Origin of the sequence: Mixta mediterraneensis, assembly GCF_014946725.1 — a bacterium.
GTDB lineage: Bacteria > Pseudomonadota > Gammaproteobacteria > Enterobacterales > Enterobacteriaceae > Pantoea > Pantoea mediterraneensis.
In genome coordinates, this window is the sequence record NZ_JACFXY010000011.1 from 111,103 (window position 1) to 137,876 (window position 26,774).

20 protein-coding genes and 2 pseudogenes are annotated in these 26,774 nt (G+C 53.1%); 11 read left to right on the forward strand and 11 right to left on the reverse strand.

What is annotated here, in order from left to right; genetic code table 11:
- Positions 1–85: 85 nt before the first annotated feature.
- Both H2P46_RS17860 and H2P46_RS17865 read left to right on the forward strand, forming a co-directional pair.
- Positions 86–526 carry a DUF2946 domain-containing protein gene (locus H2P46_RS17860; RefSeq protein WP_193406228.1) on the forward strand — a complete coding sequence of 147 codons (441 nt, stop codon included), beginning with the start codon at positions 86–88 and terminating at the stop codon, positions 524–526.
- Between the two features lie 404 nt (positions 527–930).
- Entirely contained in the window at positions 931–2,886 is a 1,956-nt protein-coding gene (locus tag H2P46_RS17865) for a TonB-dependent receptor domain-containing protein (protein ID WP_238939030.1), read from the forward strand.
- A gap of 283 nt (positions 2,887–3,169) precedes the next feature.
- On the opposite strand, the gene H2P46_RS17870 is transcribed toward H2P46_RS17865, so the two are convergent.
- The 9 genes and pseudogenes from H2P46_RS17870 to H2P46_RS17910 all read right to left on the reverse strand — a co-directional run bounded on the left by H2P46_RS17870 (position 3,170) and on the right by H2P46_RS17910 (position 13,391).
- Positions 3,170–3,610 carry a hypothetical protein gene (locus H2P46_RS17870; protein WP_193406230.1) on the reverse strand — a complete coding sequence of 147 codons (441 nt, stop codon included), beginning with the start codon at positions 3,608–3,610 and terminating at the stop codon, positions 3,170–3,172.
- 811 nt (positions 3,611–4,421) lie between these two features.
- The gene (locus tag H2P46_RS17875; protein WP_193406231.1) at positions 4,422–5,285 is read right to left on the reverse strand and encodes a PfkB family carbohydrate kinase; all 864 of its coding nucleotides are present in this window, start codon (positions 5,283–5,285) and stop codon (positions 4,422–4,424) included.
- A pseudogene (locus H2P46_RS17880) lies at positions 5,278–6,103 on the reverse strand (MurR/RpiR family transcriptional regulator). The gene H2P46_RS17875 and the pseudogene H2P46_RS17880 overlap by 8 nt, the downstream one beginning before the upstream one ends.
- A gap of 305 nt (positions 6,104–6,408) precedes the next feature.
- A complete protein-coding gene (locus H2P46_RS17885) occupies positions 6,409–8,070 on the reverse strand; it encodes a dipeptide ABC transporter ATP-binding protein (protein WP_193406232.1) in 1,662 nt (553 codons plus the stop codon).
- Positions 8,070–8,891, reverse strand: a complete 822-nt coding sequence (locus H2P46_RS17890; RefSeq protein WP_238939024.1) for an ABC transporter permease — start codon at positions 8,889–8,891, stop codon at positions 8,070–8,072. Before H2P46_RS17890 ends, H2P46_RS17885 begins: the two co-directional genes overlap by 1 nt.
- Positions 8,888–9,835 carry an ABC transporter permease gene (locus tag H2P46_RS17895; protein ID WP_193406233.1) on the reverse strand — a complete coding sequence of 316 codons (948 nt, stop codon included), beginning with the start codon at positions 9,833–9,835 and terminating at the stop codon, positions 8,888–8,890. Before H2P46_RS17895 ends, H2P46_RS17890 begins: the two co-directional genes overlap by 4 nt.
- Positions 9,836–9,847: 12 nt before the next feature.
- On the reverse strand, positions 9,848–11,401 hold the full coding sequence (locus tag H2P46_RS17900) for an ABC transporter substrate-binding protein (protein WP_193406234.1): 1,554 nt from the start codon (positions 11,399–11,401) through the stop codon (positions 9,848–9,850).
- A gap of 8 nt (positions 11,402–11,409) precedes the next feature.
- Positions 11,410–12,522, reverse strand: coding sequence for a C45 family autoproteolytic acyltransferase/hydrolase (locus H2P46_RS17905; protein ID WP_193406235.1), 1,113 nt, complete (start codon positions 12,520–12,522; stop codon positions 11,410–11,412).
- Entirely contained in the window at positions 12,519–13,391 is an 873-nt protein-coding gene (locus tag H2P46_RS17910; protein WP_193406236.1) for an alpha/beta hydrolase family protein, read from the reverse strand. The genes H2P46_RS17905 and H2P46_RS17910 overlap by 4 nt, the downstream gene beginning before the upstream one ends.
- 278 nt (positions 13,392–13,669) lie before the next feature.
- Between H2P46_RS17910 and H2P46_RS17915 the strand changes: the two genes are divergently transcribed.
- Positions 13,670–14,326: a GntR family transcriptional regulator gene (locus H2P46_RS17915; RefSeq protein ID WP_193406237.1), complete on the forward strand. Its 657-nt coding sequence runs from the start codon at positions 13,670–13,672 to the stop codon at positions 14,324–14,326.
- Between the two features lie 437 nt (positions 14,327–14,763).
- Here the strand turns inward: H2P46_RS17915 and H2P46_RS17920 are convergent, their stop codons facing one another.
- Complete coding sequence (locus H2P46_RS17920) at positions 14,764–16,728, reverse strand: autotransporter domain-containing protein (RefSeq protein WP_193406238.1); 1,965 nt, start codon at positions 16,726–16,728, stop codon at positions 14,764–14,766.
- Positions 16,729–16,822: 94 nt separating this feature from the next.
- Between H2P46_RS17920 and tnpA the strand changes: the two genes are divergently transcribed.
- From tnpA to tnpC, 3 genes are read left to right on the forward strand one after another with little or no spacing between them, the layout of a single operon-like run.
- Positions 16,823–17,458, forward strand: coding sequence for an IS66-like element accessory protein TnpA (tnpA, locus tag H2P46_RS17925; RefSeq protein ID WP_193403483.1), 636 nt, complete (start codon positions 16,823–16,825; stop codon positions 17,456–17,458).
- Positions 17,455–17,802 carry an IS66 family insertion sequence element accessory protein TnpB gene (gene tnpB, locus H2P46_RS17930; RefSeq protein ID WP_193403484.1) on the forward strand — a complete coding sequence of 116 codons (348 nt, stop codon included), beginning with the start codon at positions 17,455–17,457 and terminating at the stop codon, positions 17,800–17,802. The genes tnpA and tnpB overlap by 4 nt, the downstream gene beginning before the upstream one ends.
- Positions 17,803–17,821: 19 nt before the next feature.
- The gene (gene tnpC, locus H2P46_RS17935) at positions 17,822–19,393 is read left to right on the forward strand and encodes an IS66 family transposase (RefSeq protein WP_193403485.1); all 1,572 of its coding nucleotides are present in this window, start codon (positions 17,822–17,824) and stop codon (positions 19,391–19,393) included.
- Positions 19,394–19,419: 26 nt separating this feature from the next.
- On the opposite strand, the gene H2P46_RS17940 is transcribed toward tnpC, so the two are convergent.
- Complete coding sequence (locus H2P46_RS17940) at positions 19,420–20,826, reverse strand: Ig-like domain-containing protein (RefSeq protein ID WP_193406239.1); 1,407 nt, start codon at positions 20,824–20,826, stop codon at positions 19,420–19,422.
- Positions 20,827–21,270: 444 nt separating this feature from the next.
- Here H2P46_RS17940 and H2P46_RS23060 point away from each other — a divergent pair, with 444 nt between their 5' ends.
- From H2P46_RS23060 to H2P46_RS17960, 5 genes and pseudogenes are all read left to right on the forward strand, one after another.
- Positions 21,271–21,570 carry a hypothetical protein gene (locus H2P46_RS23060; RefSeq protein ID WP_238939026.1) on the forward strand — a complete coding sequence of 100 codons (300 nt, stop codon included), beginning with the start codon at positions 21,271–21,273 and terminating at the stop codon, positions 21,568–21,570.
- A 91-nt stretch (positions 21,571–21,661) separates the two neighbouring features.
- A pseudogene (locus H2P46_RS17945) lies at positions 21,662–21,865 on the forward strand (TenA family protein); the annotation flags it as partial.
- Between the two features lie 301 nt (positions 21,866–22,166).
- A complete protein-coding gene (locus tag H2P46_RS17950) occupies positions 22,167–22,925 on the forward strand; it encodes a prepilin peptidase (RefSeq protein WP_193406240.1) in 759 nt (252 codons plus the stop codon).
- A 199-nt stretch (positions 22,926–23,124) separates the two neighbouring features.
- Entirely contained in the window at positions 23,125–24,093 is a 969-nt protein-coding gene (locus H2P46_RS17955) for an IS5 family transposase (protein ID WP_193406241.1), read from the forward strand.
- Between the two features lie 289 nt (positions 24,094–24,382).
- Positions 24,383–26,500, forward strand: coding sequence for a glycoside hydrolase family 18 protein (locus H2P46_RS17960; protein WP_193406242.1), 2,118 nt, complete (start codon positions 24,383–24,385; stop codon positions 26,498–26,500).
- Positions 26,501–26,774: the final 274 nt, after the last annotated feature.

A 26,774-nucleotide genomic window follows, 5' to 3' on the forward strand; every position in this document is an offset into this window, starting at 1 on the left:
CCTTAAAACCCGATATTTTTGTTAACAGCAGGCTATTCATTCCTTTACACTGTTGCCTCTGATTAATTCGTCAGGATGCGCAGATTTGTTTTCTCTCATTCGATTCTCCCGAAATAAACTGCCTGCGGCGATCGCGATTATTGCGATCATGCTGCTGTTTATTGCGCCGGATGTATCGAAAACGCTGGAGCACCGGCGGATGGAAAATCATGATGAACATGTTGTGATGCCCGCTTCGACTGACAGGCATCACATCAATGCCATGACAGATGCCAGCGATACCGATGTAACGCAGCAGATGCCATTAATGCATGCCTCTGTGAGCGGGATGGGCGGGATGATGAACGATGCCGCCTGTGGCTACTGCGTTATGCTGATTCATCTGCCATTAATGCTCTGGATCTTCGCCGCCATAGTCTGGCTGACTCTGCGGGTATCCTGTGCACCGCCGCCACGTATTATCCTGCCGCGTTTTACGGTTTACTTCCCCGGACTTGCCCAGCCCCGCGCACCTCCTTTCGACTGATTTTTGATTCTCTACCCAACATTTCGTCAGGTATGAGGCCGACGCTTTTTTGAAAATATGCGTATTACGCAGAATTAATATCGTCTTTAAATGATGTGGTTCTTTATTTAACGGGATTAGTTTATTCATTCCGTCATCGCTGAATACATTCCCGCTAATAATGCACTGCGGATAAAGCGTATTAATTATCGGCCTAACGTTTTGATTGTCTCCTGCCCTATTGCAGTGGACCGAATTTTTGTATGTCAAAATCAGGATAAATTATGTATAAGAAACCTCTTCCTCTGAGCGTAATAAGCTTAGCTGTTTTCGTGGGTTGCATTATGCCTGGAATCACCCTTGCCGATAATCACCCTTCCAGATATGACGTCGTTGAAGAAAACGTTTCACAGGATGCTCCGGTGATGACAGTGACGGCACCGGAAGCCTCTCCGCTGACCGTCGTGACAAATCTTAAAACTCCACGTCAGCCGGTTCCGGCCAGCGATGGTTCTGATTACCTCAAAACCATTCCCGGCTTCTCGCAGATCCGCAATGGCGGCACCAATGGCGACCCGGTATTTCGCGGCATGTTTGGCTCACGACTGCGTATTCTGACCAATAACAGTGACATGCCCGGCGCATGTCCGGCGAGGATGGACGCGCCCAGTTCATATATTTCGCCAGAGAACTTTGATGTGCTGACGCTGGTGAAAGGACCCGAAACGGTGCTGTGGGGGCCGGGTAATTCAGCCGGTACGTTACGTTTTGACCGGCTACCGCCACAGTTCGATAAGCCGGGAATAAAAGGCAGCGTCAGCCTGCTGGCCGCGTCCAGTCGCCGTTATGACGAAAACGCCGATGTCAGCCTGGGCAGTGAAAAGGGCTATATTCGTCTGACCGGCAATAAATCCCGTTCCAGCGATTACCAGGACGGTAATGGCGATCGTGTCCCATCCCGATGGGATAAATGGAATGCAGATGTTGCCGTTGGCTGGACGCCGGACAAAGACACGCTACTCGAATTAACGGCAGGTAAGGGCGACGGCGAAGCACGTTATGCCGGACGCGGCATGGACGGTTCTCAGTTTAAACGTGAAAGCCTGGGTATGCGCTTCGAAAAATCCAGTATTGGGGATGTGTTCGATAAGTTCGAAGCCAGTGCATATTACAACTATGCCAACCACATTATGGATAACTATTCGCTTCGTTCTCCTTCCGGTCCGTCAATGGGCGGTATGGGTCCGATGGATATGGGTTCCTCACTGGGCATGGCATCGATGGATATGCCTGACGCTTCGTCAATGCATATGAGCGGGCCAATGGCCATGCAGCTAGACCGCCGCACGGTGGGAGGGCGTATGATGGGCACCTGGCTGTGGCAGGGCGTCCAGCTACAGAGCGGGGCAGACATGCAACTGAATACCCATCGCAGCAAAAAGAACCGCGGCTGGGTAAAAGATGCACGCTTCCACGATTACGGGGTGTTTAGCGAACTGACCTGGTACGCCACGACACAAAATAAAGTCATTGGCGGTGCACGACTGGATCGCGCCATCGTTGATAACGAGGCCAGCAACGGAAAGGACAGCCGCAGCGATACGCTTCCGGCAGGATTTGTCCGCATTGAACACACTCTGCTCGACATCCCACTCATGATGTATGCGGGAGTGGGCTATACCGAACGCTTCCCCGACTACTGGGAGCTTTTCTCGCCAACTTACGGGCCGGGCGGTAGTGCGAGCGCCTTTGACAATGTCAAAACCGAAAAGACCACTCAGCTTGATATTGGCGCTCAGTACAGCGGTGAACGCTTTACCGGGTGGGTGTCTGCCTGGCTCGGACGCGTGAACGACTACATCCTGTTTCGTTATGATTCCGCAAATGTCTATATCAGCCAGGCCGATAATGTTAATGCCATGACTATGGGCGGCGAGACCGGTTTCAGCTACCAACTGACCGACCACTGGAAAACCGATGCCAGCCTTGCGTATTCGTGGGCAGAAAACACCGCAGACAATAAGCCGTTACCGCAAATTCCACCGCTGGAAGCGCGTCTCGGTCTGAACTGGGAGTCTGGCAACTGGAGCAGCGGTGGGTTAATGCGACTGGTCAGCAGTCAGCATCGCATCGCTGAAAACGAAGGTAACGTGGTTGGAAAAGATTTCGAGCGCAGTTCCGGCTTCGCCATTTTCTCGGCCAATGTCACTTACAAAGCCACCCAGAATGTAAAGCTCAGCGCCGGAATAGATAACCTGTTCGACACCGCCTACAGCGAACATCTCAACCTTGCCGGTAATAGTGCCTTTGGCTACTCCGCCAATACGCCGGTCAACGAGCCGGGCAGAACCTGGTGGGTGAAAGCCAACGTGACGTTCTGATTAACATTACTGGCGCGCCCGTTTCTGAACTGGCGCGCTGCGCCACCCTGTGATCGCTGGGGTAATCAGCGTGAGCTCGTTAGCACGCTTACGCTGATTACCTCGTTCTGCTCTCACCGGGAAGAGAAGCGGGTGCATTGCGCGGTTTCACTGATGAACCAGGAATTATCCCTTATGATCTCAACGAAAGTATGCACCACTAATAAAACACGTAAGCTCAGCCCATTGATTATAAAATCCATAATCAATTTTGTACTCTCGATTTAGCTGGCCACAAGGTAAGTTAATGATTAATAGCGGTAATTTTGACCGGGGCATTCTGACATGCCTGATCTGAATCCTGACAAATACCAGAGGCCCATACCTGCCCATCTCCAATCATAATGCCTTGATCTCTTACAAAAAGATCTTCGTACTTCTGATTAGCAATGGCTTTTTTTACATTACTATTCAGGATGTTATCGTAGTTTTTAATGAAGGCGGAGCTGGTGGTTATTTTCTTTTTATTGATAGTAATAGGATATTCCACCAGGCTGGCTACAGCGGCTTTATCGTTACTTGCAACTGCATGCTGAAGAGCGTTAAGGAAATCATGGTAAGCCTGGTGATCTCCTAAGAGAGACTCTATCTGCTGATCCACTTCAGCAGTTGTGTTAGCTAAGACCGTATTAGTGCTACCTGCTAAAACGCACAACCCTAAAAATAACGTAGCGATACCTTTCATAATATACTCCTGATTATTCGGTTAAAGAGGATTTTGCCCCATAAATTTTAGATTACATATAGATTTTGTGGATATTAAATTAAGAATTTTGGCATCGCGTGATGTAAAGGAAATTCCTGGAAGAGATGAGGAAGGTGATAGCTGTTAAAACGTTATCAGTAAAATTCACGGGGTTTTACTTTGTTTTCCATCTTGCTATTGAATCCACACCTGTTCCTGGTGTTTCAGCAGCCTCATTTAAAGTTAGTTTTAACTGTTTGCTTTCATATCTGTAACTTCATAGTGTGCATTCCTGACAAGCGCTTCGACGTCATGGTTAAAATTAACATTTTTTCCAAAAACATTCTTATTTCATCTGGAAATTCATGCCGTGTTTTTCAGCCGTTTTGTCAGCTTCTTAGGCGCTACTTCTTTTGCACCAGATAAATCTATTGTTAGAACTTTTCAGCGAGGGCATGGCCGGGCAGGTGATTTCTTTAGTCGCGAGGGAATCAATCAGACACAGCCGCTATTACTCTGAGAACCTGTAGCCATGCTGATTTTACGCAGGCTGGCCGTATATTCTGGATCAGATCAGTCTTATCAGGGGGTTCCATCAACTCCCGCTGAAGTCCGTTAATCTCATCAGCTTGAGCAATCTCATCTGCTAAGTAAAAATAATAATTTAATAAGCTTTATTACAGGGCTTATTTATATATGTTGTACGCCTTTTGCACTGGCAACCTAACTTACCGGATGCTGAATAAAGCCCGCCATTTTTAGCGGGCCTAGGTAAATAACCGGAAGCGTTAATGACGCGAGGCGCGGTGAGCTAATTCAGCTTATGAGAAACGTGTTTCGCTGCTGCCTCGTTAGCTTGCGCCACTGCATCTGCCAGGTTGTTATGCTTATTGAGTGCGGTACACAACACGCCGGTAAAGCAGTCTCCCGCGCCATGCGTGCTAATTAACTCAACTTTTTTTGCTGGCAGACTATGGCTGGCTTGCCCTGTCTGACAATATGCCACGCCATATTCACCGGCCGTCACCACCACTTGTGGAAAGCGCTGCGCCAATGCTTCAGCGGCTCGTTTTGCCGATGTTAAACCGTTCACCGCAATATGACTCATATCACGCGCTTCAATGGCATTGACCACCAGCACATCAATGTGCGCTTCCAGTTCAGGACTTAACGGGCGAGCAGGCGCTGCATTAATACAAACCGTAACGCCACGCTTTTTCGCTTCTGCAGCGGCCTGGAGATTTACCACTTCAGAAACTTCGTTTTGCAGAATCAGCAGGGTAACGTCACGCCAGAATGCCTCATCTATAAATGTTTCCTGCGCAATATGCTGGTTGGCGTTCGACACCACCACGGCGCCGTAATTTCCTTCGGCATCGGTAATCGCCACGCTCATACCAGAAGGAATATTATCTATCACAGCAATGGCATCGGTATTAACGCCTGCATTTTGCAGTTTATTAAGCAGAAATTTTCCCTGCTCATCGGCACCCACGGCACCGGCAAACACTACGCTGGCACCGGCTAACGCGGCCGAGATGGCCTGATTACCGCCTTTCCCACCAAATTTATATTTGCACGCTGTTCCCATTACGGTTTCACCTTTTTCAGGACGATGATGGGCATCCAGCATAATGTCGTAATGTAGACTGTCGGTTACTGCTATTTTATTCATGGCTAGAATCCCGAAGGTCCTGAACCGCACGCTGGGTTTTCATCAGGTTTTTTTCCGCTCGCGTCAGATCTTTTTTGGCGATGGCCACAAACAGTGCATCCAGAATATTTAGCTGGGCAATGCGTGAAGCGGCGTTTTCCCCTAACAGATGTGATCCCTGAGAAGTTGAATTGAGCACGACATGCGCATTCCGCGCAATCGGCGACTCGGCATAGTTCGTAATGACAATGACTTTGGCTCCATTGCGCCCCGCCAGTTTGACGGGGTCATTCACGGCGCGCGTAGCGCCTGAGTGACTAATGGCGATGACCACATCATCATCAGATAACACCGCTGCTGACATCAACATAATGTGCGCGTCATCGTAGGTCGTCGATTTAATGCCAATCTTTAACATCTTATGCGATAAATCACGGGCAACGGTGGCTGAGCCACCCACGGCATATAAATCGATATGACGCGCTTTAAAAAATAATGTCCGCTGCACGGTTGAATTCAGAAATGTCCAGTATCGACATAGTTTCTTCGATGGCCTGAATAGACGTTCTGAACACTTTCGAAAGTAATTGCTCCGACGAATCATCAGGCTCAATTTCCGCATGCAAACTTGCCACTTCAGATTCGTTGTAATAAATCAGACTACTTCTGAAGTTTCTGAAACCGGAAAAGCTAAGTTTCTTAGTAATTTTAACAATCATCGCCTCAGAGACATTATTTTCCTGGGCAATTTCCTTTAATGACGTTTGCTCAGTAATATCGGTTCGGACGGTATAAGGACAGGTAATTTTTTGAAGATGTGGGAGATTAACCGCTGCCACCTGTCAGTGGCAGACACGACCGGTCATCGCGGTGTATCACTTGCGTTTCCCTGTGCCGCTGGGTGTCTGCCATAGCCATAGCTGAAAAAGCGCTACAGGCTGGTCGCACTTTGCTTTGGCAACGTCAGGCTGGCCTGATTTCTCCTTGCTTTTCCCTTGAATGGCCTCCAGCGCGGTTTCCCGCTTAAACAGCCGATTGTGGCCTGATAAGTGGCAAACCTCGCCATTTACAGCGGCAGGCAGTCGCAACGTTGATTATTTCCCCTGGATGATCGTTGGCAAACTTGCTTACTTTTCCGTCGTCACTAAACCGCAAGCTGCTTCGCCGCCTGTTTTTTTTCTAGCTGAAAGCCGCCATTACTCATCGGTTTAAGGGCGGGCAAGCAGTTCAGTAGCTGTTGGGTATAGGGATGCTGCGGGGCGTCCAGTACCTCGTCGCTCCACCCGTTTTCGACCAGTTCGCCTTTTTCCATCACCATAATGCGATCGGCCACTTGCTCAACAGCGCCCAGGTCATGCGTGATGAACAGGCAGGCAAACCCGTAACTCTCCTGAAGGCGTTTGAGAAGTTGCAGGATTTGCTTCTGTACCGTCATATCGAGCGCAGAAGTTGGCTCATCAGCAATAATAAAGGCCGGGTTACGCACGATGGCGCGTGCGATGGCGACGCGCTGGCGTTGTCCCCCGGAAAGCTGATGAGGATAACGCGACAGGAAAACCTCCTCCAGCCCTACCTCATGCAGCACTTCCCGTACCCGCTGTTTCCTTGATGCTGAACGCATGGTTTTCACCAGCAGCAGCGGCTCTTCCAGAATCTGTATGATGCGCATTCGAGGATTTAACGATGAGAAGGGGTCCTGCTGGATAATCTGGCAATCCCAGCGCCATGCGTTTCGCTCTGCTTTGCTGGCATTACAGAGCGGCTTGCCTTTGAAGGAGAGGGTGCCTTTACTGGCTTTTAGCATCCCGGCAATCAGCTTGCCTATGGTGGTTTTGCCTGAACCGCTGGCACCCACAAGCGCCACCGTTTCACCCGCCCGGACATTGAAACTGACATTATTCACCGCCCGGGTCACGCTGGCCGGTTTGAACCAGGCTTTGCGGCCATAATAAATAATTTCAATGTTGTTAAGGGAGATAATGCTCATCGCCGACAGCAGTTTTTGCCGGTCAGGCGCAGACTTACGCACCGGTAACGCCTCAAGCAAACGTCGGGTATAGTTATGCTGCGGCTGCGCCAGTAACTGTTGACTGCTGTTCTGTTCAACCAACACACCCTGTTCCATCACCATAATGCGCGAAGCGTAATTTGCTACCATCGAGAGATCGTGACTGATGAGGATCACTGCACTGCCTTTTTCAGCGGTGAGTGAAAGCATCAGATCCATGACTTCATGCTGCACAAGCACATCGAGCGCAGTGGTCGGCTCATCGGCGATGATCAATTTAGGCTCCAGCAACATCACCGAAGCGATCATCACCCGCTGACGCATACCGCCGGAAAACTCATGAGGGTAACGATCGAGCAGCGATTCAGCCTGGCTCAACCCCACGCGATGCAACATGGCAATAATCTTCTCCCGACGCTGGCGGCGGTTTAACTGCGTATGGAGGGCAAGCCCTTCATCCAGCTGGCGATCAATCGTCATCGCGGGGTTGAGAGAGGTCATCGGCTCCTGAAAAATCATGCCAATTCCGGCGCCGCGCATCTCGCGCAACTGCTGATCATTGAGATTCAGCAGATCTTGCCCGTCAAACGTCATCGCGGTCGCATCGAAATTGACGCCGCTCGGTAACAGATGCATCAGCGAGCGCATCGCCAGCGTCTTGCCGCTGCCGGATTCGCCCACCACGGCCAGTACTTCCCGTTCAGCCAGCGTAAAGGAAATGCCTTTAACAACTTCGCGCTGATTGACGCTGACGCGCAGATTATTGACCTGTAATAGGGGTTGGGAAGATAAGGTCATTATTGCATCCTCGGATCCAGATAGTCGCGTAATGCATCGCCCAGCAGGTTAACGCCAAGTAGCGCGATGGAGATACAGGCACCCGGTAGTAGCGCAAGCCAGGGGGCCTGAGACAGATAAGTCCGGCTGGCTGACAGCATATTGCCCCATGTGGGTTCCGGCGGCGGTACGCCTAACCCCAGAAAAGATAAGGCACTTTCAGAAATCAGCACCCAGCCCAGCATAGAGGTCGCCAGCACGGTCAGGGGAGCGATGCAATTAGGCAGAACGTGACGGCGTAAAATGGCCAGTTCGCTGTGACCCATCACGCGTGAAGCTGCGACAAAGTCCGCTTCACGCAACCCCATAACGGTACCGCGCACAATACGCACCACCGACGGGGTATAGGCCAGACCTAACGCCAGAATGATGCCATAGCGGTTATTGCCCAAAATACTCAGCAAGCCTAGCGCAAGCAGTATGCCGGGAAAGGCCAGCAGCGTATCGGTAACCATCATGATAATGCGATCTGTTACGCCACGCAGATAGCCGCTAATCAATCCCAGCACAATGCCCGCAGACAGGGAAAAGCAGACGGTAATCACTGAAATCATCAGGCTTGCGCTGGCCCCCAATAGTATCCGGCTGAGCACGTCACGCCCGTATTCATCTGTACCAAACCAGTGCTCAGCGCCAGGGGCCTGTAGCCTGGACAGAATGTTAATGCGAGCAGGATCCCAGGGTGTCCAGAAGAAGCCCACTAATCCTGCAGTCACAATTACAGCGATCAACAGTACGCCGAGTAACGCATTGGGAGAGAGCGCCAACGTCTTTTTCATCATGCCGAAACCCTCGGGTTAAATAGCGGATACAGGGCGTCAATAACCAGGTTCGTAAGGACATAGAGCGTTGCGATAAACAGCATACACCCCTGAATCACCGGATAGTCGCGTGCATAGATGGCATCCACCAGCAGTCTGCCTAGTCCCGGCAGACTAAAGACCGTTTCGGTTACCGCGACGCCGCTCAACAGATTACCGAGCGTCAGGCCGATCAGCGTCCAGGTGGGGCCAAACGCATTGGGAAAGACGTGCCGCGAAAGCACGGTTCTCTCCCTCAGCCCTTTGGCGCGCGCATGGGAGACGTAGTCCAGCCGCAGCACTTCCAGCGTGCTGGCGCGCATCATACGCACCAGCGCCCCTACTTCCACCAGCACCAGGGTCAGCACCGGCATCAGTAAATAGAGAGTGCCTTGCTGAAAGTTATCCATCACCGATACATAGCCGACAACCGGCAGCCAGCCGAGGCCGAGTCCGAGTCCCAGCGCCAGCAGGATCAGCAACCCCATCCAGAAGCTGGGAATCGACAGCAGAAAGGTTGAAAACATCACCAGCCCGACATCCCAGGAGGAGTTCTGTTTCCAGGCCGCCAGCATGCCAGCAGGCACCGCCAGCAGCGAGGCGATCACGACGGCAGCCAGTACCACGCTCACCGTCACGCCAAAGCGCTGAATGATCAGCGGCAACACCGCCTGGCCCGTCTGTATCGAATGGCCAAAATCTCCCTGAATCATATGACTGAACCAGATAATAAATTGCTGGATCAGGCTCTGATCCAGCCCCATGCTGTGGCGTAAATCCGCCAGACTGGATTCAGTCGCCATATCGCCGAGCATCAGCAGGGCCGGATCTCCCGGCACCAGTCGGGTAAGCAGAAACACCAGCACGGTGACCAGCAGCAGCGTCGGGATGGCTGCAATGATACGAGAAATAAGAAACTGCAACATATGCACCCCTTATCAGGATTTGCTCACGTTCCATAATCTGGCTGCCGCCGCGAGCCACGCCTTATAACCCGAGATGGTTTTACGGTGCGCCACAATATCCAGCCCTGGATAAAAGAAGATTAACGGCACCTGTTCGATCATCTGCTTATGCAGCGCGTCCACGACAGACTGCACCTGCGTCTTATCCGTAAGATAATTGAGGCTTTCGGCGGCTTTGATGGCCTGCGGATCATCCCAGACTTTGCGGCTCTGTTTGCTTTTATCCCCCACGATCTGTTCAAAGGCGAGCGCCGGATTGAAGCGGGCAGAATAGGTGAAGGTCATCGTCTGATAACGACCCGACTGATACCGCTCCAGTTGTGTGGCCCATTCCATAGTGGACACTTTGGCGTTCATACCTGCCGCCTGAAGCATCGCCTGAATGATAATCGCCATATCGAAGCTGGGTACGGTTGAGCGTTTATTCGCGATAATTTCAATCGTCTCGCCTTTATAGCCAGCCTCTTTTAACAACCTGGCGGTACGGGCAGGATCGTACTGATACCCTTTCTTTTCCACATCGGTATAAAACGCTGAGGCAGTGGAAATATTGGAATTGCTCGGTGTCGCCATATTCTGGCTGGTGCCCAGGGCAATCTGTTGAGTGTCGAGGGCAGAAGCGATAGCCTGGCGTAGCTTAACGTTCTTTAGTAGCGGATCATTGGTCTGGATCAGCAGCCCGTGTCGCTGCGCATTGGGCGCCACTTCAATGCTAATTTGAGGATTATGTTTTAGATCGCTGGCATCAACCGGGCTGACCTGAGCAACATCGATAGCGCCAGATTGCGGGCCCGCTTTGACCGTCGCGGCATCTGGCACCGCCATGAAACGCACCTCATCCACCAGCGCTTTTTTCCCACCGACAAAACCGTCGGGTTTGCCAGGCAACGCCGAATAATCCGCAAAGCGCTGTAGTGAAACGTACTCCCCGTGCTTCCAGTCATTGAAAATGAAAGGCCCCGTACCGATCGGTTTTAACCATTTACCCTGCGCATCCACTGATTTTGGGCTGATGACGGCGGCGGCTCCACAGTCAGTACGCGCCAGCGAGTCGAGAAAGAGGGCGACCGGCTTTTCGAGTTGCATAACCACCGTTTTGTCATCCGGCGCCGACACAGAGGTCACATGGATAAGTCCGCTGCCATCAAATTCGCGTAAACATCGCCACTGTGTCTTAGGGTCATTCCAGTGCTTCCAGCTCCAGACCACATCCTGCGCCGTCACGGGATCGCCGTTGTGAAATTTTACGCCCTCACGCAGAGTGAAGGTGTAGGTTTTACCGTCGTCGGACATTTTCCAGCCGGACGCCAGCATCGGGCCAACCGTGCCGTCTTCACGATAGCCAACCAATCCCTCAACAACGTGCATCAGTATGTCATCGGTGTTGCCGTCGCGGTTTACCCCAGGTTGGCTGCTGCGTATATCCTGATTAAGTGCAAAATGAATGACGCTTTTTTCAGCCGACTGCGCCGACGCCGCGACTGCGAGCGGGACGAGAAGGGCAGCGAGCGAGATAATTTTTTTCATAAGTGCTCTCAGACTCCGTTAAGCGTGTAGGTGGTAAAATCTTTATTAATCGCTGGCAGAGGTAATACCTCCATCACGCCATCCGCAGGGGTCATCACGATCATCGCCACAGTGGCTGACAGATCGCTGCTGAAACCAGGACGCGGTGGACGACAGACTGAATAAGGCGCGCCAAAATCGTCGAAAAAGGCGCGCTTCATTTCTTCAACACCGGGGTTAGCATGTTCACTCAATAATTTCCTGACGCGCCAGCTGCGGTAAAGTGAGTCGGGTGAGGCTTCAACGCCTTCTTCGCGAACTTTGCAACGCGCCGCCTGGCTTTCCCAGTGGTTGGCATGTACGAGCAGATCTTCCTGCGGATAAAGAGTAAACGCCTCATCCGGCGCGCACTCAAAATCGATGGCGAACCCCTCTTTAGTGCTCAGGATCATATTGTTGGAACAGGATTTAGGCGTAGTGGCAACCACGCGCATCGCCAGCGCCATATGCTGTTGTTCAAGAGCTTTACGGCGAATCAGCGAGAGCGGCACGCCACGCTGGGTATAATCGCGTTCGCAGCGCAAATAATTGGCGGTAATCGCGATGCCCGCACTGTTAAGGCCACTGCGCGCCAGTCCGCCAGCTTCGACGAAGGTCAGGATGTCCGGGCCATCGGTACGGTGAATTTTCACCACCACTGAGCTTTCGGCGCACTCTGCACGCCAGTCCCAGTTCTGGCTGTGGATCAGTTTTCCGCTGGCGCTGCGTTCAGGGAGGATCACGGCACCGCTGCAGCCATCTTTGATATTGTCATCGTGCACGCTATCGCACTGTTTCAGTCGACGCGCCTGCGCAATCACTTCAGTACGCGCATTAATCATGATGACTGACTCAAGGGAGACGCCAGCACCTTGCGCGATGCCCTGCATCTCATCCAGATAGGCAGCATCAAAATGACTAATAATGCGGCTGAAGCTTTCGGTCAGCGCGTTGCGCTCGTCATGACTGATGCCTAGCTGATTGAGTTGATCGCCATAAATGGCCACGCTGGTGTGAATACGCTCTTTCGCCTGTTCACCGTACTGTTGGCCTCGCGCCAGCGGCGTTCCGCTGATCTCAATAAGAGGGAAAGGTTGCGTCATTTTGGCTGCCCTTTTTGGTTATTGATTACCTGCAAGAAAAAGTCTTTTACGTCGTCGAGCACCTTCATCCCGTCATGCCCGACGTTAGGCACGATGTTCTGCACCGCGTTGATGCCATGGGATCGCAGGCTGTTCAGCAGCGCGGTATTGCGGTCAATACGTGTGGTGCCCGCATCGTTACAACCGGGCTGATAATATTTCCCGCCAGGCTTATGGGTGATTTCCCAGGTTTCGATGTCCACTTTTCCCACCACAAGCTGCACGGCAACCTCACGCATCGCGGCATAATTAAGCTGTTTTTTAAAAATCTTTTCGAAGTCTTGTACGCCAACCCACCACACCTTTTTATCATCAAGCAGCGTGACGGAGCCGGGCGCGCCGATGGAGACGGCCAGGAGTTTTTCGGGATGAAGATAAAAGAACCGGTGAACAAAATGACCGCCGCCGGAATAACCAAACAGCAGGAAACGCCCGAAATCATAATTAAGTGAAGCGCTCACTTCTTCAATCATGTTCAGCAGAACGGTGTCATAACGAATATCCTGCTCAACGATGTATTTAAATCCGTGGGAATTGCCATCACCTAAAGGGCCGACAGGGAAGAGCGGCGCCAGCACAACGCACCGGTTATATCGCGCGAACTCCGCAAAAGCATCGCGATAATGCGTCATGGAACGACCAGTGCCATGCATGGCAACTACCAGCCGATAATTTTCGCGATCGTTATCAAACGCGGGCGGAACATACAGGCAGTACTGAAAACGCGGATCGTAACGACTGGAAAAGATGGTGGTATGGCTCCGGAAATAGAGTTTTTGGCTGCGTTCTACTTCTGTATCGACTTCCTGAGGCATTTCTGTGGATTGCATTATCGATTCTCTTTGTTTAATTCCTGTTCAAATCGATTCAACCATAAAACCAAAAATTGGCGCCAATTTAAAAAACAATTTATTAGCAAAAGATCTGATTCATGTCACAATTCGTTTACTAATTGCTGACATTAAGGCAGATAAAATCACTAACTTTTTGTTTTTGATAGATTAATTTTAAAAGAGGGTTGCAAAAATGATCTGACAGAAGCGAAACTGGCGCTATATGTAGAAAGATTGCATCATATTCACAGCGAAAACGAGCTAAGTAGTGATCAATGAAACAAAACAAACTTAATCTGGTTGATGTTGCGAACAGTCTGGCAATGGATATTAACAGGGGAGAATTCCAGCCGGGCGCATGGCTCAAGCAAATTGAACTGGCAAACCGATACCAGTGCAGCCGCAGTGATGTCCGCCGGGCGCTGGATCAACTGGTCATTGAACGTCTCGTTCAGCACGTGCCTAATCGCGGTTATCACGTTTTCATGCCCAATATCCAACAGAGAAAAAACATTTCAGCGATCCGGTCAATCCTTGAAAGCGCATCAGCGGAAGACATCGTGGCGAATATTACGCCCGCACAACTGGAAACGTTAGAAAAGTGGGCCAGACGGTTTGAACACGATACCCATTACGGTACGTTGCTGGAACAATATGAAGCCAATCTGTCATTCCATCGGGCATTACTGGCTCCCTGCTCCAATCAGGATATGGTTGAATTAATTTTTGACCTGCGCAGCCGGGTGCCTTCAGCGGCGCTCGGGCAATGGAGTTCTCACGCGCGGATAGTTAAATCTTCGGAAGAACATTTTGCGATGGTTGCTGCGATACGAAATAACGATGCCGCATTGCTGACAGAATTAATCAGGCAACATATTACCCAGCGTGATAATGAGACGCCGGATCCCGAGCGGTTTGACGATAAATATTGATCTTATTGCTGGCCCTTGAGCTTCCAGCACGGCTCTTTTTTTCATCACTGCTTATGCAGCGGCTGGTTAGTGTGTTCAACGCGACCGCTCCCCCTGGCCAGCACCACGCCGTGAAGCTCGGCCAACTTTCTGCTTTCTGCTGGTGTGGTCGGGCCAAAGGCGCAGCGTACTCCCGGCTAATGCCCGACGCAGGCTCAGCGAAGTTCGACAGAAACTAGCGGCAGCCACGCAATTTAGTCACTACAGCATTTATCAAGGCTCGATAGAAATGTCTGTTCGGCTACTGCTGTCTTTTTCCGGCACCATCGTAATGGGCTCCCTGTAGAAGTGATGAAACTGCGTGACTCAGGGCCGGTACCGGCGCCTGTTCATTCTGAGAACGTATTTCCCGTCTCATTGGTTCTCTGGTGAAGCGCGTGTCCCATATTTCCGGGTCTTTATAGCCCGATGTTGACCCGGAACATGACCATTTGCTCTCGTGTACTCTGTGCATCCAGCCCCAGCGTTCCCTGATAGGCAATGCCAGGCGTAATATTGTGCGGCAGTAAAAAGTCTATCCCGGCCCCAAAGGTCAGGGTCCGTCGGCTCTGTTCATAAAGCGATACGCGCCAGGTATCATTTGCGGTGTCAGCATAACCGACACCGGCGGTACCGCTGTCGCTGAGCGTCTGTGCATATTCAATACGCCCCTGCAGGCGCAGTATGCTCCAGCGGGCTGGCGTAGTGCGTTCGGCACGCAGTCCAGCGGCCGTCACGGCCTGCGCAACCGTCTGTGGGGCATAGGCAAGGCTGTATGCCCCCGCGCCCGACTCGCTGAAGCCGTCTAACCATGTGCGGGTGTACTGCAGACGGGCGTAGGGTGAAATCAGGCTGTCCGGCGCACGGAATTCATAACCCGAGGTCAGGGCCGTGAAGGCCTGACGGCCCGAACGGGAAGCGCGCGCCACGGCATCGGTTTCCGTCACTGTGCGCCGGCTGTCAAAGTCCAGCACGCCGTGTCCCACCAGGCCATCCACGAAGAACGGCCCCGGGTGGTAGCTGCCGTAAAGGGCGGCGCTGAACGCACGACCGTTCGTTCGCGTACCGCTGTCGCCAATATCGCTGACGTCCCGGCCAAAGCCTATCCCCATTCCCCCAGTAAACGTCCCGGTAAAGCGGTAGTCGGCACCCGTGGTCACGCCCACGGTGGTGTGGCTGAAGCGGATGCCATCCGCGTTGTCGCCCCCGAAGTCGACATAGCCGCCGGTCCAGTAGGAAAGCCGCTGTGCCTGCGGTTGTGCAGAGAAAGGCAATGAGGGAACGCCTTGCCGAGCCTGCGCGTTGTTCAGGCCGGATTGCTGCTGCCTGGCCGTGGCCCACATTTTCTGGTCCGCATCGCGCTCCGGCCTGGAAGAGGGCATGGAAAAGTGGACGCCGGCCATGTCAGAAGGAAGGTCATTCCCGCGGTGTAGCTGTTCCAGGCGGTCACTGAAGTTGCGCAACTGTGCGCGGGCAAAATTTTGCGCGGCCTGGTACTGCGCGCTCACCATACCGATGACGTCAGCATCTTTTGAAGGGTCGGGGCGCGCGGTAATGGTCAGGGTTACCCGGGCAGGCGACGTTGACCCGGCAGCGCTGGTCAGGACATAGCGGAGCGTGACGGTTCCGCTGGCCTGCGCGGCCGCGGTGAACAGCAGCTGATAGTCGGTGCCGGAAGCCCGGACTGACGCCTTACCCAGGCTGCTTTCCGGCTGATTCTGCAGCTGGGCGCCAGTAAACGGTCCGCCAGTCGCCCCGCTGGTCAGGCTCACGGTCACCGACTGCCCGGCAGAAACCGTGGCGGCGTGGTCAGCAGCGGACGGTGCCGCAGCGGCAATCACCAGCGTATACTCCGCCTGCAGTGACCTGCCTGTCGCATCGGTCACCAGCACGCTGAACGCGCTGGCCTCGGTGACCAGCGGCGTTCCCGAAAGCTGACCGTCAGTAAAACTCAGACCGCGCGGCAGAGAGCCGCTCATCTGCCAGCGATAAGGCGCTGCGCCGCCCGTGACGCTGAGTGCCTGAGAGTATGCCTGTCCGGCTTTGCCCTCTGGCAACGCTCCGCCCGCGGGCAGAAGCCGAAGGACGGCCTGCGCGGCGGCGCTGACGGCCAGTGAGTAGCTGGCCGTGCCGCTGGCGCCCAGGCTGTCAGAAGCGGTGACCTGGAAGCTGTAGCTGCCCGCAGCAGACGGCGTGCCCGTCAGAACACCCGTTGCCGTGTTCAGCGTGATCCCGGCTGGCAGGGCCGTGGAGCTGAAGGTATAGGGCGCGCTACCGCCAGCTGCCGTCAGCGTCTGGCTCCAGCTGCTGCCCGCCGTTGCCGCGGGCAGTGCGCCACTGATGGGGGAAAGCGCCAGCAGCACCGGCGTCACGGTAAGCGACACGCGGGCGCTGGCGGAGGTCCCGCTGTCGTTAGTAGCGGTATAGGTGTAAGCGTCTCATCCAGACCGTCTTTTATTTTTGCCCGCGTTTCCTACCATGGACACTTTCGCGAACATGGACACTACCGTGGACAAAAATACGCCTTACACCAGAAGACCATGGATCTTCACAGCGCTGAGCCTGCGCTTTAATGAGGCTCTGACTTACCGTGAAATAGCAGAACAACTGAACCTTAGCTCATCTGCCATACATAAAATGTTCACGCGTTTTCGACGAACCGGAATTAACTGGCCATTGTCGGAAGAATACACGCCTGAACGCCTGGAGGAAGAGCTCTATGCCTTCAATCTTGAGACAAATCTTCCTGTAAAAAAACGCCGGCCGGACTGGCCTCTGGAATTCAAAATTCGCATGGCGGAGCTGACCCTGCAGCCGGACGCCTGTGTGGCTCAAATTGCCCGTGAGCATGGCATTAACGATAATCTGCTGTTCAACTGGCGCAATCTGCATCGTCAGGGGCTACTGGATCCGGCCAACAGAGCGACTCTGATTCCGGTTACTATGGAGCCTGTTGTCCCTCCGCCCAGGCAAAACGGCGTCGTATCAGCAGACCTGCCACCGGTCATCAGCTGCAGGCTGACGTTGCCAGGTGGAAGCCTCAACCTGACTGGCCCGCTGACGCCTGAACTTCTGCGCGCACTGGTCAGCGAACTCAGGGAGGGTGAGTCATGATTAGCTTTCCGGCAGGTTCGCGGATCTGGCTGGTTGCTGGCGTGACAGATATGCGCTGTAGCTTCAACGGGCTGGCAGCGAAAGTGCAGAACACGCTTCGCACCGATCCGTTCAGCGGTCATCTGTTTATCTTTCGCGGTCGTCGCGGCGACATGATAAAGGTGCTGTGGGCCGACCGGGACGGCCTGTGCCTGTTCACCAAACGACTGGAGCGGGGGCGCTTCGTCTGGCCGGTGACCCGTGACGGAAAAGTGCATCTGACGCCTGCGCAGCTCTCCATGCTGCTGGAAGGCATTAACTGGAAGCACCCACAGCGGACTGAACGGCCTGGCCTGCGGATATAACCTGCTGTAAAATGGGGTTATGGACGCATCCCTTCCCGATGAAAACGCCCGGCTCAGGGCGCTGCTGCTGGAGCAGCAGACCACCATCCGCAAAATGGCGGAGTATAACCGCCTGCTCTCACAGCGGGTGGCGGCGTACGCCAGCGAAATCAACCGGCTGAAGGCGCTGATCACTAAGCTTCAGCGCATGCAGTTCGGCAAAAGCTCCGAAAAGCTGCGTGAGAAAACGCAGCGCCAGGTGCGCGAGGCTGAAGAGCGCATCGGCGCCCTGCAGGAGGAGATGGCTGAGGCGCTGGGTGAGCAGCATGACCCGGTGGTTCCGCAACCGCTGCGCCAGTCTTCTGCCCGTAAACCATTACCGGCCACACTCCCCCGCGAAACCCGCACGCTGTCGCCGGCAGAAACCGCCTGCCCGTCGTGCGGCGGAGAGCTCAGCGCGCTGGGCTGCGACGTATCGGAGCAGCTGGAGCTCATCAGCAGCGCCTTTAAGGTTATCGAAACGCAGCGGCCAAAACTGGCCTGCTGTGGATGTGACCACATCGTTCAGGCGACCATGCCGGCAAAACCCATAGAGCGCAGCTACGCGGGTCCCGGGCTGCTGGCGCGCATCGTCACGGCAAAGTTCGCAGAGCACACGCCTCACTATCGTCAGTCAGAGATATACCGGCGTCAGTGCGTGGAGCTGAGTCGTGCCACACTGGGGCGCTGGTCCGGTGCGGTCAGCGAACTGCTGGAGCCGCTGTATGACCTGCTGCGCCAGTACGTGCTGATTCCGGGCAAGGTGCATACCGACGATATCCCTGTGCCGGTTCAGGAGCCGGGCAGCGGTAAAACCCGCACGGCCCGGCTGTGGGTCTACGTGCGGGACGACCGTAACGCGGGCTCACCGCTTCCCCCGGCGGTGTGGTTCGCGTACTCGCCGGACCGTAAGGGGATACATCCGCAGCAACACCTTGCCGGATACAGCGGTATCCTGCAGGCCGATGCTTACGGCGGCTACAACGCACTGTACGAAGACGGCCGTATCGCCGAAGCGGCCTGCATGGCGCACGCCCGGCGAAAAATCCATGACGTTCACGTCCGCACACCGACCGACGTCACAACCGAAGCGCTGAAGCGCATCGGTAAACTGTATGCCATCGAGGCGGAGATACGCGGCAGCCCGGCAGAGGAGCGGCTGGCGGTCCGGAAAGAGCAGACGGTCCCGCTGATGCAGTCGCTGTACGACTGGGTACAGGCACAGATGAAGGTGCTGTCGCGCCACTCGGATACGGCGAAGGCGTTCTCGTACCTGCTGAAGCAGTGGGATGCGCTGAACCTGTACTGCAGCAACGGCTGGGCCGAGATAGACAATAACATCGCAGAGAACGCGCTGCGTGGCGTTGCCCTGGGGCGGAAAAACTGGCTGTTCGCGGGTTCAGACGCGGGCGGGGAACGTGCTGCGGTACTGTACTCGCTGATCGGCACCTGCCGGCTTAACGGCGTGGAACCGGAGGCGTGGCTGCGTTGCGTCATCGGTCATATCCAGGACTGGCCGGTGAACCGGGTCCGTGATCTGCTGCCCTGGAAGGTCGATCTCACTTTTGTCTGAGCGTCAATACGGTCTGGATGAGACGCTTACGTATAGGTAAAGCTGTCGCTGCCTGAATAGCCAGTGGTCGGGGTGTAGGAAGCCGTTGCCCCCGAGGTGATCAGGCTGCCGTGAGCAGGCGGGCCCACGATGCTGACTGACGTAGCCGGCCCGCCGGAAAGGCTGAGCGGGATCGGATTGCTGCTGCTGTTTGCGGCCACAGTGGCGATGCTGTCGCTGGCCACCGGCGAGGCGACGGTGACGTTAAGCGTGTAGCTGACACTGCTGGTGGCACCGTGCGCGTCCGTCACGGTGACCTGAAAGCTGTAGCTGCCGGCGGCAGAAGGTGCGCCGGACAGCGTGCCCGCTGACGCATTAAGCGCGATCCCTACGGGCAGCGAGGTGCTGGACCAGGCATAGGGCGAAGTGCCGCCGGAGGCCGTCAGACTCTGTGACCAGGCGCTCCCCACGGTGGTAGCCGGCAGTGCACCTGCTGCCGGCGTAACCGCAAGCACGGGAGGGCTGACGGTCAGTGACACAGTTGCATCAGCAGACGTGCCTCCACTGTTAGATGCATGCCAGGTAAAGCTGTCGGTGCCGGAATAACCGGCCGCAGGCGTATAGGTCACCGTGGTTCCGCTTACCCGGGCGCTGCCGTGAGCCGGGGAGGTAACGAGCGCCACCGTCGTTGCCGCGCCCCCATTCAGGGAGAGCGGAATGACATTGTTCGTACTGTTGGCAGCTACGGTGTCAGCGCTGTCTGACGAAACCGGCGAGGCTTCCGGGCGGGTGACGCTGAGTGTATACGCGCGGGTCGTACCATCCTGCGCCGTTACGACGACGGAAATACTGGTCGTGCTGCCGGACGCGAGACTGACGGACTGAGACGCCGAACCGGATGCGACCGCGGCGCCGTCGACGGTGACGGTGGCATGGCTCTCGGTGACAACGGGCGTGACCGTTACCGATGAAATACTGCTTGCGACCGAAGCGCTGTAACTGCTGGTTACGGCACTAAAAGAAGGTGAAAGCGTCCCTGTCGAAAGCGAAAGTCCCGAAAGTGTGGCGTCGCCGGAGGCCGCTGATGTGCTGGTACAGCTGAACACCAGGTTGCTTATCTGACCGTGCGACGTCGTGGCCCGCAGGGCCACGCCGTTTGTCTCCAGGCTGCCTGCTGGTACGGTGATTGTCACGGTCTGAGGGGCGCTACTGGTGGCGCTGGTGGCGTTATAGGTCTGGAAACTGCTGAGGTTATAACGCGCTACGCTGACGCTGTCGGCGGTCGTCGCGTCTCCACCATATGCCGCACCGCTGTCGGTAAAACTCAGGGTCAGCGCGTCGCCGGCGGCAAAGTCGGATGCCGGATACCGGTTTGAGCTAAAGGAAAGGGTGGAAGACCCCGACAGGACGTTTACCGCGGCGCAGCCGCTGGACAGAGCGAATGCCGCTGGCACGGAGCAGAATATTGCAAAAGTAGTCGTCAGGCCGACACATATCCGCCCGAAAAAATCAGCACACCGCATAGTTCACCCAGAAAAGTTTTGTTAGATTATTTTTAGGATTAATCCCATTCAAATAAACTACCATGATACTTTTCAGCCACAAATACTCGCTGAAAAATTTAAGCGCCCCTGTCTCGATTCAGCGTATAAAGAGTGGTCCTGTCTGTAGAACCGGGATTCTGAATTGATAAGTTCCGCTAAGGATAAGCGGTGATGGTTTAAACAACTGCGAGAGTAGCTGAGCCTGACTCTGGACAATAATGCTTATACACCAGGTATCCGGTTGAATAATCTTGATTAATATCAGTTGGTTGTTTGCAATTTTATACAAATTAATCTGTAGATCTGGGTCACTAAAACAACAAAACCGCCATAAGACGGTTTTATCTGAAAGGGGTGGTCCTGCTGAACAGGACCAGAACGAACCTGGTGTCATCACCGGTATGGTGGTCGGGAGAGGACGCGAACCCAAGGCTGCAAAGCGATTATATCAATACCTCAGGGAAAGTAAAAAAGCGTGTAATGAACGGGAACGACCTGGAAAAGCATTTTTCAGCTGCCCGGCTGGGGCGATACAGGACTGCGCGTAGCGGCGATGAAGTTGCTGCTGCCTCAGACTATGCATATAACCTGCGGCTGGCCGAAGCCATGATGCCCGTTCTTAACACCCTGAGGATTGCGCTTTCAAAGATTTAACATAATCCACCCGCAATTTAGTGTGGATTATGTATATTATGTTAAATAAAATATCTATTTAGACTCCGCATACTAACTTCGCTCTCAGACGCAGCAGGGCGCGGATGTCCGACGCTGGATCGACATGCACGCTGAAGATGCCTTTTTTCAGCAGGCTCTATGGCTCAAAAATGAGTTAGATCAATGTGCGCTGGCATTAAGCGACAGCGATAAACATGCACCTTCTGAACTCTACGGCCAGGTGTTGCAATGGGAAATTGATTTTCACAGCGCAGCTTATCTCACGGAAGAGTGAAATGGCGCGCTTTAGCGGAAAGTCTCGTCATTGCGAAAACGTGTTCCGGGGGCGCGAACTATAACGGCGCGTACTCGGGACTTCTTTTTTGCGCCGTCATGCGATGAGCTGGCCGCTGTCGGGCATTAAATCTTAATGCGCACTTACCCGCGACTGGCGGAGCGCGGCTGCAACAAGATCGACTGATGCAGGAGAAAAGGCTCAACGTTATTGCCGGTAGGCCGATGGTCAATATGTCACTGGATGAATACTCTATGCGGAGGAGCCTAGACGCTTAATAAACCAGGACACAACAGGACTTATGCCAGTTTCGGAGCACACCTTAACCCTCTTTTTTTCTGCTCTGGTAGGGAGCGCTATCGGGAGTTTTTGTAACGTCGTGATTTATCGGTTGCCCCGCATTATGCAGGGTGAATGCTACACGCTCAGTTGGCCTGCCTCTCACTGTCCTCATTGCCGGAAACCGGTGAAAATTCGACATAATGTGCCGGTCATCAGTTGGCTACTTTTGCGTGGTCGCTGTGCAGCCTGTCGTCTGCCTGTATCTCTCACTTATCCGCTGGTGGAGCTTCTGACCGCTCTGCTATACATGCTGGTTGTGTGGCGTCAGGGCATAACGGCACAAAGCCTGTTCGATTTGTTTGCGCTTAGCCTACTGATCCCATTGATGTTTATTGATCTCCGGACCATGTTATTACCGGACAGGCTAACCCTGCCGTTGCTGGTTTTCGCTTTGCTGTTTGCCCTTAGCGGTGTAGGCACACTCGATATTTCGGGTTCACTGATTGCGGCTTTGCTGGGATTTGCCCTGCCCTGTCTGGTTTCCTGCCTGTTTCGCCTATTGCAACACCAGGAGGGAATGGGCGCTGGCGATTTTAAATTGCTTGCCGCGCTGGGCGCGTGGCTTGGGCCCCAAGCCTTGCTGGAAATTATTTCTGCCTCTACTTTGCTTGCCCTACTTTCCGCCCTGCTGATTTTGCGGGTGAAGCCTGGCCAGCCCTTCCCTTTTGGCCCGTATCCCATTATTGCCGCAGCCGTCTGGATATTGCTTTATCACTGAAAAAAGTGAACAGATGAAGAAACAAATACAACATCGTTCGAGACAGAAAGCAGCGGATTAAAAACGGAAGTTAAATTTAATCTTTAAAAATTGCGATCAGGGGCTTATCGAATCCGCAAATAATTTTTCAGCAACGCGGCGTCAGGCACTAATTTATCTGTCGTTATGGCTTTGTTGAATAAATCGAACTTTTGCTGAGTTGAAGGATCAGATCACGCATCCTCCCGACAACACAGACCGTTCCGTGGCAAAGCAAAAGTTCAAAATCACCAACTGGCCCACCTACAACAAAGCCCTCATCAACCGTGGCTCCCTCACTTTCTGGCTGGACGATGAAGCGACTCATGCCTGGTATGAGTCGGCAACGCCTTCATCACGGGAAAGACCTCAGCGCTATTCTGACCTTGCCATCACCACCGTCCTGATGATTAAACGCCTGTTCCGGCTGACCCTGCGGGCTGCGCAGGGTTTTATTGATTCCATTTTTGCCCTGATGAACGTTCCGTTGCGCTGCCCGGATTACAGCAGTGTCAGCAAGCGGGCAAAGTCGGTTAATGTCTGTTTCAAAACACCCACCCGGGGTGAAATCGCACACCTGGTGATTGATTCCACCGGGCTGAAGGTTTTTGGTGAAGGCGAATGGAAAGTCAAAAATCACGGCAAAGAGCGCCGTCGTACCTGGCGGAAGCTGCATCTGGCCGTTGACAGCAGAACACATGAAGTCATCTGCGCGGACCTGTCTCTGAACAACGTCACGGACTCAGAAGCTTTCCCGGGTCTTATCCGGCAGACACACAGAAAAATCAGGGCAGCCGCAGCAGACGGCGCTTACGACACCCGACTCTGTCACGATGAACTGCGGCGCAAGAAAATCAGTGCCCTCATCCCGCCCCGAAAAGGAGCGGGTTACTGGCCCGTAGAGTACGCAGACCGTAACCGTGCAGTAGCGAATCAGCGGCTGACCGGGAGTAATGCCCGGTGGAAATGGACAACAGATTACAACCGTCGCTCGATAGCGGAGACGGCCATGTACAGGGTAAAGCAACTGTTCGGAGGTTCACTGACGCTGCGTGATTACGATGGTCAGGTAGCAGAGGCTTTGGGCATGGTGCGTGCGCTGAATAAAATAACGAAGGCTGGTATGCCAGAAAGCGTGCGTATTGCCTGAAAACCCGGTCAGCTACAGAGTCACTCGTCCTGAAGCTGATTTATTCAACAAAGCCTGTCGTTATTTATCATTTGTTAAATAATAACCTGTCATAAATCCCGTCCTTTTTTCAGTTAAGTGAAAAAATAGATATGATCATTTTAGCCATTGAATAATTAACTTCTTCCTTACATTTAAAACCATTGGAAAAGTACCTTTGTTCCGCATGTATTCTTATGGCGATACAGAAAATACTTTACGTCTCTTCTGGTATCTTTCTGCGCGACTTTATACAAAAGGGACTAAAGTTATGAAAAAATTAGTATTACCGCTGCTCATTAGTGCGGCTTTATTTTCACCTCTCTCCAATGCAGCTAATAACCAACAGGCAATCAGCTATTTAACCTCCTGGGGAGCATCAGGCATCACGGCTGAAGAGATAGCGCAGAGCAAAATGGACGTCATTATGCTCGCCTTTGGAAAATGGGATGCTAGCGGTAATATCACTAACGCCGACGGTCTGTTTGATAGCGGTAGCGATACTTACTGGAAGCCTGGCCAATACTTAAACTGGACACAGGCAAAATTTAATAATCCAGGCCTGAAAGTTATGGTGGCTTTTGGCGGCCAGAACGATGAGCATTTATGGGGTAATCTTAAAAATGCACAGGAACGCGAGAATATTGCACAAGGTCTGGTGAAATTCTTACGAAAAGGCTTCCCGGTTTATAAAAAATCCGGTCAGTATCAGGAAGTTGGCACCGTTTACGTAGACGGTATTGATTTTGATTTTGAAAAAGCGGCCCGCTTGACGGAAGAAGAAAATTCCAATCTGCTGGCACTGGTGAAACGTATCCGGGCGCTGTTAGGTCCAGATAGCGGTAAATTACTTAGCCTGACAACGTATCATGTTGGTGCCGATCCGGTTAGCTGCCAACAAACTGTCACAGCAGAATGCTCTTTCGAAGGCGGCTCAACACACCACGGTGAAGTCTTAACATTGCTAAAAGAAGGGAAGCACCTGTTCGATTTCTTTAACGTGATGACTTATGACGCAGGTCGTAACTTTAAATATAAAGTTGCGATGGAAAATTATGCCAAAGCTATCGGCGACAGAACGAAGATTATTCTTGGCAACACCATTAATAAACAGTGGGGACCCGACAGCGAAGGCGGTTCATTTGTTGAATCCCGAGCCAACAATATTTACCGCGCAGGCTGGCAGGCTGAAAATAATTATGGCGGATTCTTTGTCTGGACGCTGGGTGCTTCAACCGAGCAACTGTCTGCTCCTCAACAGGTCGCCTACCTGAATGAGATGAAAGCCGCAGCCGATCAGGCTTCGCCTGGTGAAATTAACCACGCTCCGATCGCCAAAGTTGATTATCCTCGTGTCGTGACGGGAGCTGTCGAGAAAGTTGTGCTCGACGGTTCTGCGTCAAATGACCCGGAAGGCAAGCCATTAACTTACCACTGGAAGCAAGTATCTGGATCAACGGTCACGTTGCTGTCTGAGCATGACAAAGCACTCTTTTCGCTCAACAATCCCGCCAAAGATGAAGCGCTGCATTTCCAGCTTGAGGTCGATGACGGCGAGTTAAAATCCGCGCCATTCAACATCACCATTACCCATAAAGCGGAGCAGGGAAATATCAACCTTCCCCCCGTTGCCACTATCAAGACAGTAAAAGAAGTCGTTGCTGGCAGAGTAGTGCTTGATGGTTCCGCTTCAAGCGATCCAGAAGGAGAAAAACTGACCTGGCATTGGGAGCAGACAGGCGGTCCTCGTGTCAACCTGCAGGATGCCGATAAGCCGAAGCCCTGGTTCCAGTTAAATGAAACGCAACAGGATCAAACGCTCAGTTTCAAATTAACCGTTAATGATGGGAAGCTATCTTCTGTACCTGCCACCGCCACCATTAAACACAAAGCCGGCGGTGTAGAGGTCAATCATCCCCCTATCGCCAGCGTGTCTGTCACACCGCGTGAGCTGACCTCGGGCCAGGTTATCCTTGACGGCTCAGATTCCTGGGATCCAGAAAACGCTGCTCTGAAATATCACTGGAAACAAACACAAGGCACCCCTGTTAGCCTGGTGGGCGCTAATAGTGCCAAGGCTTCCTTTAAGCTGGGTGAATCCAGGACTCAGGAAGAGCTACATTTCAGCCTGACCGTTAATGACGCTACGCAGGATTCACAGCCTAAAGAAGTGATTGTTATTCATCAGGCTACTGAAGAAAACGTAAATCCAGCGGCAGGATGGCAGTTGGGTAAACGTTACAATGCAGGCGATCAGGTTAAAGGCAGTGATGGCAAAATCTACCAATGCCGTGGCGACGATAATCGACAGGGATGGTGCGGTATTGCCGACGCTTATGAACCTGGCCGTGGCTGGGCATGGCGTGACGCCTGGAAAGAAGTAAAGTAATGAGAGCATCTGTTCAGACGCGTTAAAACGATAAAAAAACGCCGGTCATTTTAAATGACCGGCGTTTTTTTAAGGGGGAGTGCCTTCTCCGGCTGAACAACACATAACGTGTTTTATTCGCTAACAAAACGCGAATACCCTCGCAGCGTTGATAGCTATCACTAAAATTGCCTGATGATTACAATATCCAGTGAGACAAGGTAATTATCACAAGCAACCAGAAAATTAAGCAGGAAATAAATGTTATACGCCAGGGTGTGCCCCAACGGCGAAT

Bases quoted from the DNA above. Each gene is read 5' to 3' on its own strand.
- H2P46_RS17865 (WP_238939030.1), top strand. From the start codon at position 931: ATGACAGTGACGGCACCGGAAGCCTCTCCGCTGACCGTCGTGACAAAT.
- H2P46_RS17870 (WP_193406230.1), bottom strand. From the start codon at position 3,610: ATGAAAGGTATCGCTACGTTATTTTTAGGGTTGTGCGTTTTAGCAGGT.
- H2P46_RS17875 (WP_193406231.1), bottom strand. From the start codon at position 5,285: ATGAATAAAATAGCAGTAACCGACAGTCTACATTACGACATTATGCTG.
- H2P46_RS17885 (WP_193406232.1), bottom strand. From the start codon at position 8,070: ATGACCTTATCTTCCCAACCCCTATTACAGGTCAATAATCTGCGCGTC.
- H2P46_RS17890 (WP_238939024.1), bottom strand. From the start codon at position 8,891: ATGATGAAAAAGACGTTGGCGCTCTCTCCCAATGCGTTACTCGGCGTA.
- H2P46_RS17895 (WP_193406233.1), bottom strand. From the start codon at position 9,835: ATGTTGCAGTTTCTTATTTCTCGTATCATTGCAGCCATCCCGACGCTG.
- H2P46_RS17900 (WP_193406234.1), bottom strand. From the start codon at position 11,401: ATGAAAAAAATTATCTCGCTCGCTGCCCTTCTCGTCCCGCTCGCAGTC.
- H2P46_RS17905 (WP_193406235.1), bottom strand. From the start codon at position 12,522: ATGACGCAACCTTTCCCTCTTATTGAGATCAGCGGAACGCCGCTGGCG.
- H2P46_RS17910 (WP_193406236.1), bottom strand. From the start codon at position 13,391: ATGCAATCCACAGAAATGCCTCAGGAAGTCGATACAGAAGTAGAACGC.
- H2P46_RS17915 (WP_193406237.1), top strand. From the start codon at position 13,670: ATGAAACAAAACAAACTTAATCTGGTTGATGTTGCGAACAGTCTGGCA.
- tnpA (WP_193403483.1), top strand. From the start codon at position 16,823: ATGGACACTTTCGCGAACATGGACACTACCGTGGACAAAAATACGCCT.
- tnpB (WP_193403484.1), top strand. From the start codon at position 17,455: ATGATTAGCTTTCCGGCAGGTTCGCGGATCTGGCTGGTTGCTGGCGTG.
- tnpC (WP_193403485.1), top strand. From the start codon at position 17,822: ATGGACGCATCCCTTCCCGATGAAAACGCCCGGCTCAGGGCGCTGCTG.
- H2P46_RS17950 (WP_193406240.1), top strand. From the start codon at position 22,167: ATGCCAGTTTCGGAGCACACCTTAACCCTCTTTTTTTCTGCTCTGGTA.
- H2P46_RS17960 (WP_193406242.1), top strand. From the start codon at position 24,383: ATGAAAAAATTAGTATTACCGCTGCTCATTAGTGCGGCTTTATTTTCA.